This is a genomic window from Mycobacterium sp. IS-1590 (assembly GCF_001500025.1).
GTDB lineage: Bacteria > Actinomycetota > Actinomycetes > Mycobacteriales > Mycobacteriaceae > Mycobacterium.
Genome location: NZ_LQIW01000023.1, coordinates 51,585 through 64,302, shown reverse-complemented (window position 1 = coordinate 64,302; position 12,718 = coordinate 51,585). Strand labels below are relative to the sequence as shown.

General features: G+C 67.4%; 12 protein-coding genes and 1 tRNA gene. 10 read left to right on the top strand and 3 right to left on the bottom strand.

Annotated features, from left to right (window positions below; genetic code table 11):
• Positions 1-44: 44 nt before the first annotated feature.
• Positions 45-1,436 (top strand): MocR-like pyridoxine biosynthesis transcription factor PdxR, encoded by a 1,392-nt coding sequence (gene pdxR, locus AU197_RS14955; RefSeq protein WP_064403489.1) that lies wholly within the window; start codon positions 45-47, stop codon positions 1,434-1,436.
• 1 nt (position 1,437) lies between these two features.
• On the opposite strand, the gene AU197_RS14950 is transcribed toward pdxR, so the two are convergent.
• Positions 1,438-1,524, bottom strand: a tRNA-Ser gene (locus tag AU197_RS14950).
• 48 nt (positions 1,525-1,572) lie between these two features.
• Positions 1,573-2,085 carry a MarR family winged helix-turn-helix transcriptional regulator gene (locus tag AU197_RS14945; RefSeq protein WP_064403488.1) on the bottom strand — a complete coding sequence of 171 codons (513 nt, stop codon included), beginning with the start codon at positions 2,083-2,085 and terminating at the stop codon, positions 1,573-1,575.
• A gap of 78 nt (positions 2,086-2,163) precedes the next feature.
• Between AU197_RS14945 and AU197_RS14940 the strand changes: the two genes are divergently transcribed.
• Positions 2,164-3,138 carry an NAD(P)H-quinone oxidoreductase gene (locus AU197_RS14940; protein ID WP_064403487.1) on the top strand — a complete coding sequence of 325 codons (975 nt, stop codon included), beginning with the start codon at positions 2,164-2,166 and terminating at the stop codon, positions 3,136-3,138.
• A gap of 8 nt (positions 3,139-3,146) precedes the next feature.
• On the opposite strand, the gene AU197_RS14935 is transcribed toward AU197_RS14940, so the two are convergent.
• Entirely contained in the window at positions 3,147-4,343 is a 1,197-nt protein-coding gene (locus AU197_RS14935) for a cysteine desulfurase-like protein (RefSeq protein WP_064403486.1), read from the bottom strand.
• Positions 4,344-4,758: 415 nt separating this feature from the next.
• Here AU197_RS14935 and AU197_RS14930 point away from each other — a divergent pair, with 415 nt between their 5' ends.
• From AU197_RS14930 to AU197_RS14895, 8 genes are all read left to right on the top strand, one after another.
• Positions 4,759-5,262, top strand: a complete 504-nt coding sequence (locus AU197_RS14930; protein ID WP_064403485.1) for a bacterial proteasome activator family protein — start codon at positions 4,759-4,761, stop codon at positions 5,260-5,262.
• A 9-nt stretch (positions 5,263-5,271) separates the two neighbouring features.
• Complete coding sequence (wzt, locus tag AU197_RS14925) at positions 5,272-6,063, top strand: galactan export ABC transporter ATP-binding subunit Wzt/RfbE (RefSeq protein ID WP_064403484.1); 792 nt, start codon at positions 5,272-5,274, stop codon at positions 6,061-6,063.
• Positions 6,060-7,019 (top strand): galactofuranosyltransferase GlfT1, encoded by a 960-nt coding sequence (gene glfT1, locus AU197_RS14920; protein ID WP_064403483.1) that lies wholly within the window; start codon positions 6,060-6,062, stop codon positions 7,017-7,019. Before wzt ends, glfT1 begins: the two co-directional genes overlap by 4 nt.
• Complete coding sequence (gene wzm, locus AU197_RS14915) at positions 7,016-7,846, top strand: galactan export ABC transporter permease subunit Wzm/RfbD (protein ID WP_064403482.1); 831 nt, start codon at positions 7,016-7,018, stop codon at positions 7,844-7,846. Before glfT1 ends, wzm begins: the two co-directional genes overlap by 4 nt.
• Positions 7,847-8,121: 275 nt before the next feature.
• A complete protein-coding gene (locus AU197_RS14910; RefSeq protein WP_064347557.1) occupies positions 8,122-8,517 on the top strand; it encodes a GtrA family protein in 396 nt (131 codons plus the stop codon).
• 135 nt (positions 8,518-8,652) lie between these two features.
• Positions 8,653-10,053, top strand: coding sequence for a decaprenylphosphoryl-beta-D-ribose oxidase (dprE1, locus tag AU197_RS14905; RefSeq protein WP_064403481.1), 1,401 nt, complete (start codon positions 8,653-8,655; stop codon positions 10,051-10,053).
• Positions 10,054-10,836: a decaprenylphospho-beta-D-erythro-pentofuranosid-2-ulose 2-reductase gene (gene dprE2, locus AU197_RS14900; RefSeq protein WP_064403480.1), complete on the top strand. Its 783-nt coding sequence runs from the start codon at positions 10,054-10,056 to the stop codon at positions 10,834-10,836. It abuts the gene before it with no gap.
• A complete protein-coding gene (locus AU197_RS14895) occupies positions 10,836-12,707 on the top strand; it encodes a galactan 5-O-arabinofuranosyltransferase (RefSeq protein ID WP_082696688.1) in 1,872 nt (623 codons plus the stop codon). Before dprE2 ends, AU197_RS14895 begins: the two co-directional genes overlap by 1 nt.
• Positions 12,708-12,718 lie beyond the last annotated feature (11 nt).

Sequence of the window (12,718 nt, the reverse complement as noted above, 5' to 3'; positions counted from 1 at the left end):
CACGCTAATTCGCCACTGGCCTCAAGATAGGCACCACTTTGACAGTGAAATCGGGTACCACTTCCGGTCCGGAGCTACTGCTGGAACTCGACCGCGAGGCCACCGATCCGCTGCATCGCCAACTGGCCGACGGACTGCGGACAGCCATCAGGTCGGGTCGCCTCACACCGGGCACCCGCCTGCCGTCGAGCCGCCTGCTCGCCGCCGACCTGGGAGTCTCCCGTCGGCTCGTGGTCGATGCCTACAGCCAACTCGTCGCCGAAGGGTTCCTGCTCAGCAGGCACGGGTCGGGCACGGTGGTCGCCACGGTCGATGCCGTCGACCGGCCCTCCCGCGGCGAGGCCGGGCCGACCGCTGGCTACGACGTCGACTTCCTGCCGGGGTCGCCGGATCTGCGGAGCTTCCCCCGCGACGCCTGGCTGCGGGCCTTGCGCCAGGGCCTGGCCGAGACCGGTCCGGATGCGTTCGGGTACGTGGCGCCCCAGGGGCTGTTCACGACGCGCCTCGCGGTGGCCGACTACCTGCGACGCGTCCGCGGTGTGCTCGCCGAACCGCGACACATCGTGCTGTGCTCGGGAGCGACACAGGCCATCGCATTGCTCGCCCGGTCACTGCCGGTCTCCTCGCTGGCCATGGAGGATCCCGGATTCTGGTTGCACCGGATGGTGTTGCGTGACAATGGGATCGAACCCGTTCCGGTTCCGGTCGACGAGGACGGGCTCGATGTCGGCGCATTGGCAACCAGCGGCGCCGACGCGGTGCTCGCCACCCCCGCGCACCAGTCGCCGACCGGGGTCGTCCTGTCGGCCGCGCGACGCACCGATCTGATGGACTGGGCTAGAGCCGACCACCTGGTGATCGAGGACGACTACGACGCCGAATACCGCTACGACCGTGCGCCCGTCGGCGCGTTGCAGGGAATCGCGCCCGACCGCGTCGTCTACGTCGGCTCGACCAGCAAGACCCTGGCGCCCGGCCTTCGCATCGGCTGGATGGTGCTGCCCGCGCATCTCGTCGGCGCGGTCAAACTGGCCAAAGGGCTTGCCGATACCGGGAGTTCGGTGATGGACCAGCTGGCGTTCGCGCAGCTGCTGAGATCGGGCGGATACGACCGGCACCTGCGCCAGATGCGCCGCCGGTACCTGACCCGCCGCAACGCGCTGCTGAGTGCGCTGGCCCGGCACCTGCCGCAGGCAACCGTGCTCGGCGCCGCCGCGGGCGTTCACCTGACCGTGCGCTTCCCCGACGGATTCCCGGTCGAGGACCTGGTGCGGGGCGCCGCCGAGCAACGGGTACGGGTCGAGCCGCTCGCACCGTGCTTCGCCGACCCGGGATCGGCGCCACCGGGCCTGCTGCTCGGCTACGCCAACCTCACTGAGTCCCAGATGGATTCGGGCGTGCGGGTGTTGGCGCGCATCGCACACCGCATCTCGTGAGCGGTGGCGGAGGGATTTGAACCCCCGGACGGTGTTAGCCGTCTCTCGCTTTCAAGGCGAGTGCATTAGGCCGCTCTGCCACGCCACCGCCGACAAGAGTACGGGGCGGCTCAACCCGTCGCGACGGGGAATCCCCTCAGACCCGGCCCAACTTGGCGTTCATCGACCCGTTCTTGAGCCCGACGCTGATCCGCCTGCAGTTCTCACCCATCGCCGCGACCTGGGGCCGCGACAGCCGGTCGAGAAAGTGCGCGCGCACGCTCTCGCCGTAGGTGATCATCGCATCGCGCACCGCGGTCCGCCCTTCGTCGGTGATGCTGGCGAGTACGCCGCGGCCGTCGTCGGGACTGGCCCCGCGTCGCACCAGGCCCTGCATCTCCAGGCGACGGATCTGCCGGGTGACCCGGCTCGGCAACGACATCAAACCCTCGGCGAGGTCGCCCATGCGGGCCGATCCCGTCGGTGATTTGTCCAGCATGTCGAGCAGCCTGACGTCGTTGAGCGTCAGATGATGCTTGTCCACCAGCGACCGATTCAACGTCGCATACAGCCGGAGCGCAGCATCCAAAAAGTTTTGCCAGGACCGCTGCTCCGCAATGTCCAGCCCCGGCATATCCCCCGCGGTACGACCCGCAATTATCCCCTCCATTCGGCCATAGTAAACGGCCGTGACATTGCTGGCGACTTATTCGCGAGACTGTTGTCGCAGGCTAGTAGCGTTATTCGAATGCATGCAATCATGGCCGGCCCGGAAGGCCGTTTGACCTGGCAAGAGGTTCCCGATATCGCGCCGAACGAGGACGAAATTCTGATCAAGGTCGCCTCTGCCGGCATCAATAGAGCCGACCTGTTGCAGGCCGTGGGCAAATACCCACCGCCGCCCGGGGCCAGCGAAATCCTCGGACTGGAAGTCTCCGGAACGGTCGAGGCGGTCGGCGACAAGGCCTCCGATTGGAAGGTCGGACAACAGGTTTGCGCGTTGCTGGCGGGCGGCGGTTACGCCGAGTACGTCGCCGTACCGGCCGGGCAGGTGATGGCGGTCCCCGGCTCGGTGTCGCTGCACGAGGCCGCCGGGCTGCCCGAGGTGGCGTGCACGGTGTGGTCGAACCTGGTGATGACCGCCGGGTTGACTGCGGGGCAGCTCGTTCTCCTACACGGCGGTGCCAGCGGCATCGGCACCCACGCCGTCCAGGTGGCCCGCGCGCTGGGATGCCGCGTGGCGGTGACCGCCGGGTCGGCCCACAAGCTGGACCTGTGCGCCGAACTCGGAGCCGAGGTGACGATCAACTACCGCGACGAGGACTTCGTCGAACGTGTCAGGGCCGAAGGCGGCGCCGACGTGATCCTCGACATCATGGGCGCGGCCTACCTCGACCGCAACATCGACGCGCTGGCCAACGACGGCCGGCTGGTGATCATCGGGATGCAGGGCGGGGTGAAGGCCGAACTCAACATCGGCAAGCTGCTCGGAAAGCGCGCGGGCGTCATCGCCACCGCTCTGCGCGCGCGCCCGGTCAGCGGCCGGGGAAGCAAGAGCGAGGTCGTCGCCGAGGTCGTCGCCAACGTGTGGCCGATGATCGAGCGGGGCCAGGTGGGGCCGATCATCGGAGCCGAGTATCCGGTACAGGAAGCCGGCGCGGCGCACGAGCTGCTGCAGTCGGGCGAGGTGTCGGGCAAAGTGCTTCTGCGCGTTGCGGATTAACGCAGCCGTCAGCCCAGCGAGGCGAGTGCGCGTACCAGCTGGTCCACCTCGGCGGTGGTGGTGTAGTGCGCGAGTCCCACCGTCACCGCACCACCGACGTCATTGACGCCGATCACGTCCAGCACGCGCGAACTCGCGTTCGAGATCGCCAGGATGCCGTTGTCGGCCAGTCGCTGAACCACCCGCTCGGCGGGCACGTCGTTGACCGCGAAACTGAGCACGGGGATTCGCGATTCGGGCTGACCGATGACCATCACCGTCGACAGCGATCGCAGCGAGATCAGCAGATAGTCGAACAGCCGACTCATATAGGCGTTCGCGGAGTGCATCGAGATCGCGAGGCGTTCCCGGCGGGTACCGCGCGCGTTCTCGTCCAGGGAGGCCAGGTACTCGATGCTGGCCACCACGCCGGCCAGCAGACCGAACTGGTGCGCGCCGACTTCGAGTCGCGCCGCTCCGGTCGCATGCGGATCCAGCGATACCGAACCGAAGGAGCCGATGAGCGTCGGATCGCGAAAGACCAAGGCCCCGATGGGCGGACCACCCCACGCCAATGCGTTGACCGCCACCACGTCGGCTTCGATCTCGTCGATGTCGATCAACTGGTAGGGCGCAGCCGCGGAGTGATCGACGACCACGAGCGCACCCTGATCGTGTGCCAGCTTCGTCACCGCGCGCAGATCGGTCACGGTACCCAGAGTCGATGAGGCAGAAGTGATTGCGACCAAGCGGGTCGGCTTGGTGACCAGGCTCTCCCACTGCCAGCTGGGTAGTTCGCCGGTTTCGATGTCGACCTCGGCCCACTTCACCTTGGCCCCATAGCGATTGGCGGCACGAAGCCACGGGGCGATGTTCGCCTCGTCATCGAGACGGGTGACCACCACCTCATAGCCCAGACCGACACGTGACGACGACGCATCCGCCAGCGAGGTCAACAGGATTGCGCGGTCGGCGCCCAGGACGACACCGCGGGGATCGGCGTTGACGAGGTCGGCCACGGCCAGCCGCGCAGCTTCCAGCACCGCGGCGCTGCGCTGGGCCGACGGGTGGGGACCGACGGGGGTGGGCATCGACCCGCGGAACGCCGTGGACACCGCTCGACCGACGGTGTCGGGCAACAACATGCCGTGCTGGGCGTCGAAGCGCACCCATCCGTCGCCCAGAGAGGGGTGCAAACCGCGCACCCGGGCGACGTCGTATGCCATGCCAGCCCACCTTCGAGCGTCCGTGAGTTCGCGAACCCACACGATTCTGGCCGATACTCGGCCCGACCCGCCATGTCGGACTGGGTCTGCTGGGCAGCCATACTAGTCCAGTGACCTTGGCGTTCGGAGGGCTAAACCCGTTGTCGTTGCTGGTCACTCCCGCGGCACAGCCGCAAAGCTGTACGCGGTTAACGAGCGTGTATGTTCACGCTGGTGGCTGAGACTCAGTCGTTTGCTCGACCGTCGAAGGTCGTGGCCGGACCGGTTTGCGGTCATGGCTCGACCTTCGTCCGTGCCCGGCGTGGCGACCGCCTCTCGCGCGACGGACTAGTGTCGCTAGATGGTTCGCGGTCGCGGGCGGGATCGCGAGGCTTGCGCGACGAATGGCGTGAAGATTAGAGGGAACGCAGGGAGTATGACCGACGACGACAACATCGAGATCATCAGCAGCGACGACAGCGGAGCCGGGAGCGACGAGGAAAAGGACGGCAAGTCGCTGACCGACCTCGTCGAGCAGCCGGCGAAGGTCATGCGGATCGGCACCATGATCAAGCAGCTCCTCGAGGAGGTGCGCGCGGCGCCGCTCGACGAGGCCAGCCGTAACCGGCTTCGCGAGATCCACCGCACGAGCATCACCGAACTCGAGGACGGCCTGGCCCCCGAGTTGCGTGACGAGCTCGAGCGGCTCACGCTGCCGTTCACCGAAGAGGCCGTGCCCTCGGACGCGGAGCTACGCATCGCGCAGGCCCAGCTGGTGGGCTGGCTCGAGGGCCTGTTTCACGGCATCCAGACCGCGCTGTTCGCCCAGCAGATGGCGGCCCGTCAGCAGCTGGAGCAGATGCGGGGCCAGGGTGCGCTGCCGCCCGGGGTCGCGGTGCGCGGCGGTCCGTCGCATCCGGGGACCGGGCAATACCTGTAGGGGCATGCGTTGGTCCCACACATTGAGACCCGCAACGCGTGGGTGGAGTTCCCGATCTTCGATGCGAAGTCACGCTCGCTGAAGAAGGCGTTCCTCGGTAAGGCCGGCGGCGCGATCGGCCGCAACGAATCCAACGTCGTGGTCATCGAGGCGCTGCGGGACATCACCATGTCGCTGGAACTCGGCGACCGGGTGGGTCTGGTGGGGCACAACGGCGCGGGCAAGTCGACGCTGCTGCGCCTGCTGTCGGGAATCTACGAGCCCACCAGGGGGGTCGCGACCGTGACCGGCCGGGTGGCGCCGGTGTTCGACCTCGGCGTCGGGATGGACCCGGAGATCTCCGGCTTCGAGAACATCATCATCCGCGGCCTGTTCCTGGGGCAGACGCGCAAGCAGATGCTGGCCAAGATCGACGAGATCGCCGAGTTCACCGAGCTCGGCGACTATCTGTCGATGCCGTTGCGCACCTATTCCACCGGCATGCGCGTGCGTCTCGCCATGGGCGTGGTGACCAGCATCGACCCCGAGATCCTGCTGCTCGACGAGGGCATCGGCGCGGTGGACGCGGAGTTTTTGAAAAAGGCGCAGACCCGGTTGTCCGAACTCGTGGCGCGCTCCGGCATCCTCGTGTTCGCCAGCCACTCCAACGAGTTCCTGGCCCGCCTGTGCAACACCGCGATGTGGATCGACCACGGCACGATCAAGATGACCGGCGGCATCGAGGACGTCGTGCGTGCCTATGAGGGCGAGGACGCCGCCCGCCATGTCCGCGAAGTGCTCGACGAGACGCGCCAGGGATGACCGCCGACGAGGGCTTGCCCGAGGAGCCAACCGGCCCCGTCATATGCGCGGTCGTGGTCACCCACCGTCGTCCCGACGAGTTGGCGAAGTCGCTGGAGTCGGTGTCGGCCCAGACCCGCGCGCCCGACCACCTGATCGTCGTCGACAACGACGATGACCCGCGGGTCGCCGAGCTGGTGGCCGGCCAACCCATCCCCACCACCTATCTCGGATCGCGCCGAAACCTCGGTGGCGCAGGCGGTTTCGCGCTGGGCATGCTGCACGCGCTGGCGCTGGGCGCGGACTGGGTGTGGTTGGCCGACGACGACGGCCGCCCCGCCGACTCGCAGGTGCTGGGCACGCTCATCGAATGCGCCGCCCGCCACGGACTGGCCGAGGTGTCGCCGATGGTCTGTGACATGGACGACCCCGGAAGGCTCGCGTTTCCTCTGCGTCGCGGGCTGGTGTGGCGTCGCCGTGTCGACGAGCTACGCTCCGAATCCGGTGAGGTGGGGGCGCCTCCCGCTTGCGGGGGACTGTTGCCGGGCATCGCTTCACTGTTCAACGGCGCGCTTTTCGCCGCGACGACGTTGGAGGTGACCGGCGTGCCCGATCTGCGCCTGTTCGTGCGCGGTGACGAGACCGAACTACACCGCAGGCTGGTCCGCTCCGGGTTACCGTTCGGCACCTGTCTGGACGCGGTGTACCTGCACCCCCAGGGCGGTGACGAGTTCAAACCGATCCTCGGCGGCCGGATGCACACGCAGTTTCCGGACAGCGCCACCAAACGTTTCTATACCTATCGCAACCGCGGCTACCTGTTGTCCCAGCCCGGCCTGCGCCGACTGCAGTTGCAGGAGTGGGCGCGCTTCGGTTGGTTCTTCCTGGTGTCCCGCCGCGACCCCGCCGGGCTGATGGAGTGGATCCGGTTGCGGCGCATGGGCCGCAAGGAGAGGTTCGGGAGGCTTCAGCAGTGACGTTCACCGACGCCGCCGCGCAATCGAAGACCATGAGCCGGGCCTGGGGCGACCTGGTCGCCGGTTTCGGCAAGCACGAGCTGTGGTTGCACCTCGGCTGGCAGGACATCAAGCAGCGCTACCGCCGGTCGGTTCTCGGGCCGTTCTGGATCACGATCGCCACCGGCGCGACCGCGGTCGCCATGGGCCTGCTCTACTCGAAGCTGTTCAAACTCGAGCTGTCCGAACATCTTCCGTACGTCACCCTCGGGCTGATCGTGTGGAACCTGATCAACGCGGCGATCCTCGAGGGCGCCGACGTCTTCGTCGCCAACGAGGGTCTGATCAAACAGTTGCCGACTCCGCTTTCGGTGCACGTCTACCGGCTGGTGTGGCGACAGATGATCCTGTTCGCCCACAACATGATCATCTTCGTGATCATCGCGATCATCTATCCCAAGCCGTGGAAGTGGACCGACCTGGCGGTCATCCCTGCGCTGGGTCTGATCGTGCTCAACTGCATCTGGGTGGCGTTGTGTTTCGGCATTTTGGCCACCCGCTACCGCGACATCAGCCCGCTGCTGGTCAGCCTGGTGCAGCTGTTGTTCTTCATGACCCCGATCATCTGGAACGAGTCCACGCTGCGACAGCAGGGCGCCGAGCAGTACACCAAGATCGTCGAACTCAATCCACTGCTGCACTACCTCGACATCGTGCGCGCCCCGCTGCTGGGTGCCGACCAGGAGTTGCGCCACTGGGTGGTGGTGCTCGTGCTGACCGTGGTCGGCTGGATCTTCGCGGCGTTCGCGATGCGGCAGTACCGCGCCCGCGTCGCCTACTGGGTGTAGCCGAGCGCGCCGGAACTCGGGAACCACCGACAGCGGTGAGAGCAGGCAGTCGGACCGGGCGGCGATGCCCAGCCGGACCGTCAACGCGCGCGGGTCGGTGCCCGGCCGGTGCAACTTGTAGACGACGCCACCGTCGACAGTGATCTGCGCACCGGAGCGGGTCTGCACACCTGGAATCTAGCGAGGCGGCGACCGCGGCCGGAGGCTTGTCAACCCGCGCGCCGGGTGTCGATGGGTTCGCGTCCACGTAAGCTGCCCGGGTGGCCGAGCCCCCGATGCAGCCCACCCTGAGCCTGGGCACCCAGATCTGGCGGTTCATCGTCACCGGTGGTTTCTCGGCGATCGTCGACTTCGGTCTGTACGTCGCCATGCTCGCCGCCGGTCTGCACGTCAACGTGGCCAAGACGCTGAGCTTCATCGCGGGCACCACAACGGCGTATCTGATCAACCGCCGGTGGACCTTTCAGGCGCCGCCGAGCACCGCGCGGTTCATCGCGGTGTGTGTGCTCTACGCGGTGACCTACGCCGCGCAGGTCGGCATCAACTACGTGCTGTACATGGCGTGGGACGACAAGCCGTGGCGGGTGCCGGTCGCGTTCGTCATCGCCCAGGGCACGGCGACGGTGATCAACTTCGTCGTCCAGCGCGCGGTCATCTTCCGGCTGCGCTGACGCGGTCGTGTGGCGAGCGTGGGCTTGTGTCACGCGGCCGGCCACGTTGCGTGACACATCCCCACACTGGGCGCGACCGTGGGACCTGTGTTCGGCTGGACGAGGCGCCGGTGAGCGCACGGTACCCTCGTCACGATGTCCGAGAACCTGCCGACGACCTCGCGTGCCCTGAGCGGCTTCGGCCGCACGGCACCATCGGTCGCGCAGGTGCTGACCACGCCGGACGTCGACGTGATCGCCCGAGCGGTCCGCGAGACCGCCGACCGCGGTGCATCGAGCCCGTCGTTCCTGCACCGCGGCGTCCTCGCCCGCGGGCTGGGCCGCTCCTACGGCGACCAGGCGTGCAACGGCGGTGGCCTGGTCGTGGACATGACCGCGCTGCACAAAATCCACTCGATCAGCGCCGAGACGGCGGTGGCCGACGTCGACGCGGGCGTCAGCCTCGACCAGCTGATGAAGGCCGCGTTGCCGTTCGGGCTGTGGGTGCCCGTGCTGCCGGGCACCAGGCAGGTCACCGTCGGCGGGGCGATCGCCTCCGACATCCACGGCAAGAACCACCACAGCGCAGGAAGCTTCGGCAATCACGTGCTGTCGATGGACCTGCTGACGGCCGACGGCGAGGTTCACACCCTCACACCTGACGGGCCGGACGCCGAACTGTTCTGGGCGACGGTCGGCGGTAACGGCCTCACCGGGATCGTGGTGCGCGCACGAATCGCGATGACACGCACTGAAACCGCCTACTTCATCGCCGACGGCGTGTCCACCAGCGACCTGGATGAGACCGTCGCCGTGCACCTCGACGGCAGCGAAGACCGCTACACCTACTCCAGCGCGTGGTTCGACCTGATCAGCCCACCGCCGAAACTCGGACGGGCAGCGATCAGCCGTGGCAGCCTCGCGACGCTCGATCAGCTGCCCCCGAAGCTGGCTAAAAACCCACTGAAATTCGATGCGCCGCAACTGCTTTCAGTACCAAACATCTTTCCCGTCAGCGCCATGAACAAGCTCTCGTTCATGGCGATCGGCGAGGTGTACTACCGGCTCGGCGGCACTTACACCGGCAAGATCATGAACCTGTCGCAGTTCTATCACATGCTGGATCTGGTCAGCGGGTGGAACAACGCCTACGGCCCAGCGGGTTTCGCGCAACACCAGTTCCTTGTGCCGCCCGATGCGCTCGAGGAGTTCAAGGCCATCATCCGCTGGATCCAGACCCGCGGGCATTACTCGGCGCTGAACGTGTTCAAACTGTTCGGACCGGGCAACCGCGCGCCGCTGAGCTTCCCGATGGCGGGATGGAACGTGGCGATGGATTTCCCGAACAAGCCCGGGATCAACGAATTCCTCAACGAACTCGACGAGCGGGTCATGGAGTTCGGCGGCCGGGTCTACACCGCGAAGGACTCCCGGGTCAGCGCCGAGCGGTTCCACAAGATGTATCCGCGGATCGACGAGTGGATCGCCGTGCGCCGCAAGGCTGACCCGAACGGCGTCTTCGCATCCGACATGGCACGACGCTTGGAGCTGTTGTAGATGGTTCTTGATGCCGTAGGTAACCCCCAGACCATCCTGTTGCTCGGCGGGACGTCGGAGATCGGGCTGGCGATCTGCGCGCGCTACCTGCGCAACGCGCACGCCCGCATCATCCTGGCCGACTTGCCGAACCACCCCCGCAAGGACGAAGCGATCGCCGCAATGACGGCCGCGGGGGCCAAGTCCGTCGAGTGGATCGACTTCGACGGCAGCGACACCGCCGGTCACCGCGCCGTGATCGACGAGGCCTGGAGCGACGGTGACGTAGATGTCGCGATCGTGGCCTTCGGGCTCCTCGGTAACGCCGAGGAGTTGTGGCAGGACCAGTCCAAGGCCGTGCAGGTCGCCCAGATCAACTACACCGCAGCGGTTTCGGTCGGCGTGTTGATCGGCGAGAAGATGCGGACCCAGGGCTTCGGGCAGATCATCGCGATGAGCTCGGCGGCCGGTGAACGGGTGCGCCGGTCCAACTTCGTCTACGGGTCGACCAAGGCCGGCCTCGACGGCTTCTACCTCGGACTGGGAGAGGCGTTGCGCGAGCACGGAGTTCGGGTGCTGGTGATCCGTCCCGGCCAGGTGCGCACCACGACCACCATCGAGCACTGGAAGGCCACCGGCGCAAAGGAGGCGCCGTTCACCGTCGACAAGGAAGACGTCGCCGAACTGGCCGTCACGGCCGCCGCCAAAGGCAAGGAACTGGTATGGGCGCCGGGAGCGTTCCGGTACGTGATGATGGTGTTGCGCCACATCCCGCGGCCGATCTTCCGCAAGCTACCCATCTGATGCCACGCGGCGCACGGGCCCTGCCGATCAAGGTCGCCGGCCAGATGGTGGCGGCCGCCGCGGTGGCGATCGTCGTCGCGGTCGTTTCACTGGCCGCGATCGCGCGGGTGGAGTGGCCCGCGTACAACTCGTCGAATCAGCTGCACGCGCTGACCACGGTGGGCCAGTTCGCCTGTCTGGCCGGGCTGTTGGGCAGCGGATGGATCTGGCGGCGCGGTCGCCGGCTGCTCGCGAGGGCCGGGGCGGTGCTGTTCCTGTCCGCCTTCTCGGTGGTGACGCTCGCGATGCCCCTCGGCGCGACCCGGCTCTACCTGTACGGCATCTCGGTCGATCAGCAGTTCCGCACCGAGTACCTCACTCGGCTGGCCGACAGCGCCGCACTGCGCGATATGACCTACATGGGTCTACCGCCGTTCTATCCGCCGGGCTGGTTCTGGATCGGCGGCCGTCTGGCGGCGCTGACCGGGACTCCCGCGTGGGAGATGTTCAAACCGTGGGCGATCACGTCGATCACCGTCGCGATCGCGGTGGCGTTCGTGTTGTGGGCGGCCGTGATTCGCTTCGAGTACGCGCTCGTCGTCACCGTCGCCACCGCAGCGGCCACGCTCGCGTACTCCCCGGCCGAGCCCTACGCCGCGATCATCTGTGTGCTGCTGCCACCTGTGTTCGTTCTGGCCTGGTCGGGTCTGCGCGGGGCCACGCGTAACGGCGGCTGGCCCGCCGTCATCGGCACCGGACTCTTCCTCGGCGTCGCGGCGCTGTCGTACACGCTGCTGTTCGCCTACGCCGCATTCACGTTGGCGATCATGGGCGTGCTGCTGGCCGTCGCGCGCAAACGGATCGACCCGCTGGTGCGTCTGGTGGTCATCGCGGTCATCTCGGGTGCCATCGCGCTGATCGGCTGGGCGCCGTACCTGCTGGCCGCCGCCAGGGGTGAGCCCGCCGACTCGGGAACCGCGCAGCACTATCTGCCGACCGACGGCGCGCAGCTGGAGTTCCCGATGCTGCACTTCACGCTGCTCGGGGCGCTGTGCATGCTCGGCACGCTGTGGCTGGTCTGGCGTGCGCGCACCTCCACCCGGGCCGGCGCTCTGGCGATCGCCGTGCTCGCCGTCTACGCCTGGTCGCTGCTGTCGATGCTGACCACGCTGGCGGGCACCACGCTGTTGTCGTTCCGGCTGAACCCGACGTTGACCGTGCTGTTGACGGCGGCCGGCGCCTTCGGCTTCATCGAGGTCACGCGTGCGGTCGCGGCGCGGGTGCGACCCGAGAACGCGCGACGCGTCGTCGCGGCGGCCACGACGCTGGGCGCGATCGGCGCGCTGACCTACAGCCAGGACATCCCCGACGTGCTGCGCTCCGACATCGTCGTCGCCTACACCGACACCGATGGATACGGTCAGCGCGCGGACCGGCGACCGCCCGGCGCCGAACGCTACTACCGCGAGATCGACGCCAAGATCACCGAGGTGACCGGCCGTCCCCGCGACGAGACCGTCGTGCTGACCGCCGACTACAGCTTCCTGTCCTACTACCCCTACTACGGCTTCCAGGGGTTGACCTCGCATTACGCGAACCCCCTCGCCCAGTTCGACAAGCGCGCCGACGCCATCGAGGGCTGGGCGACGCTGACCGACGCTGATAAGTTCATCGAGGCGCTCGACTCGCTGCCGTGGGAGCCGCCGACCGTGTTCTTGATGCGCCGCGGCGCTGACGACACCTACACGTTGCGGCTGGCCTCCGACGTCTACCCGAACCAGCCCAATGTGCGCCGCTACCACGTCTCCCTGGACGAGACATTGTTCGACGACCCCCGCTTCGAGGTCTCCAGCATCGGCCCGTTCGTGCTGGCGATCCGCAAGCCCAATTAGGATCGAACGCC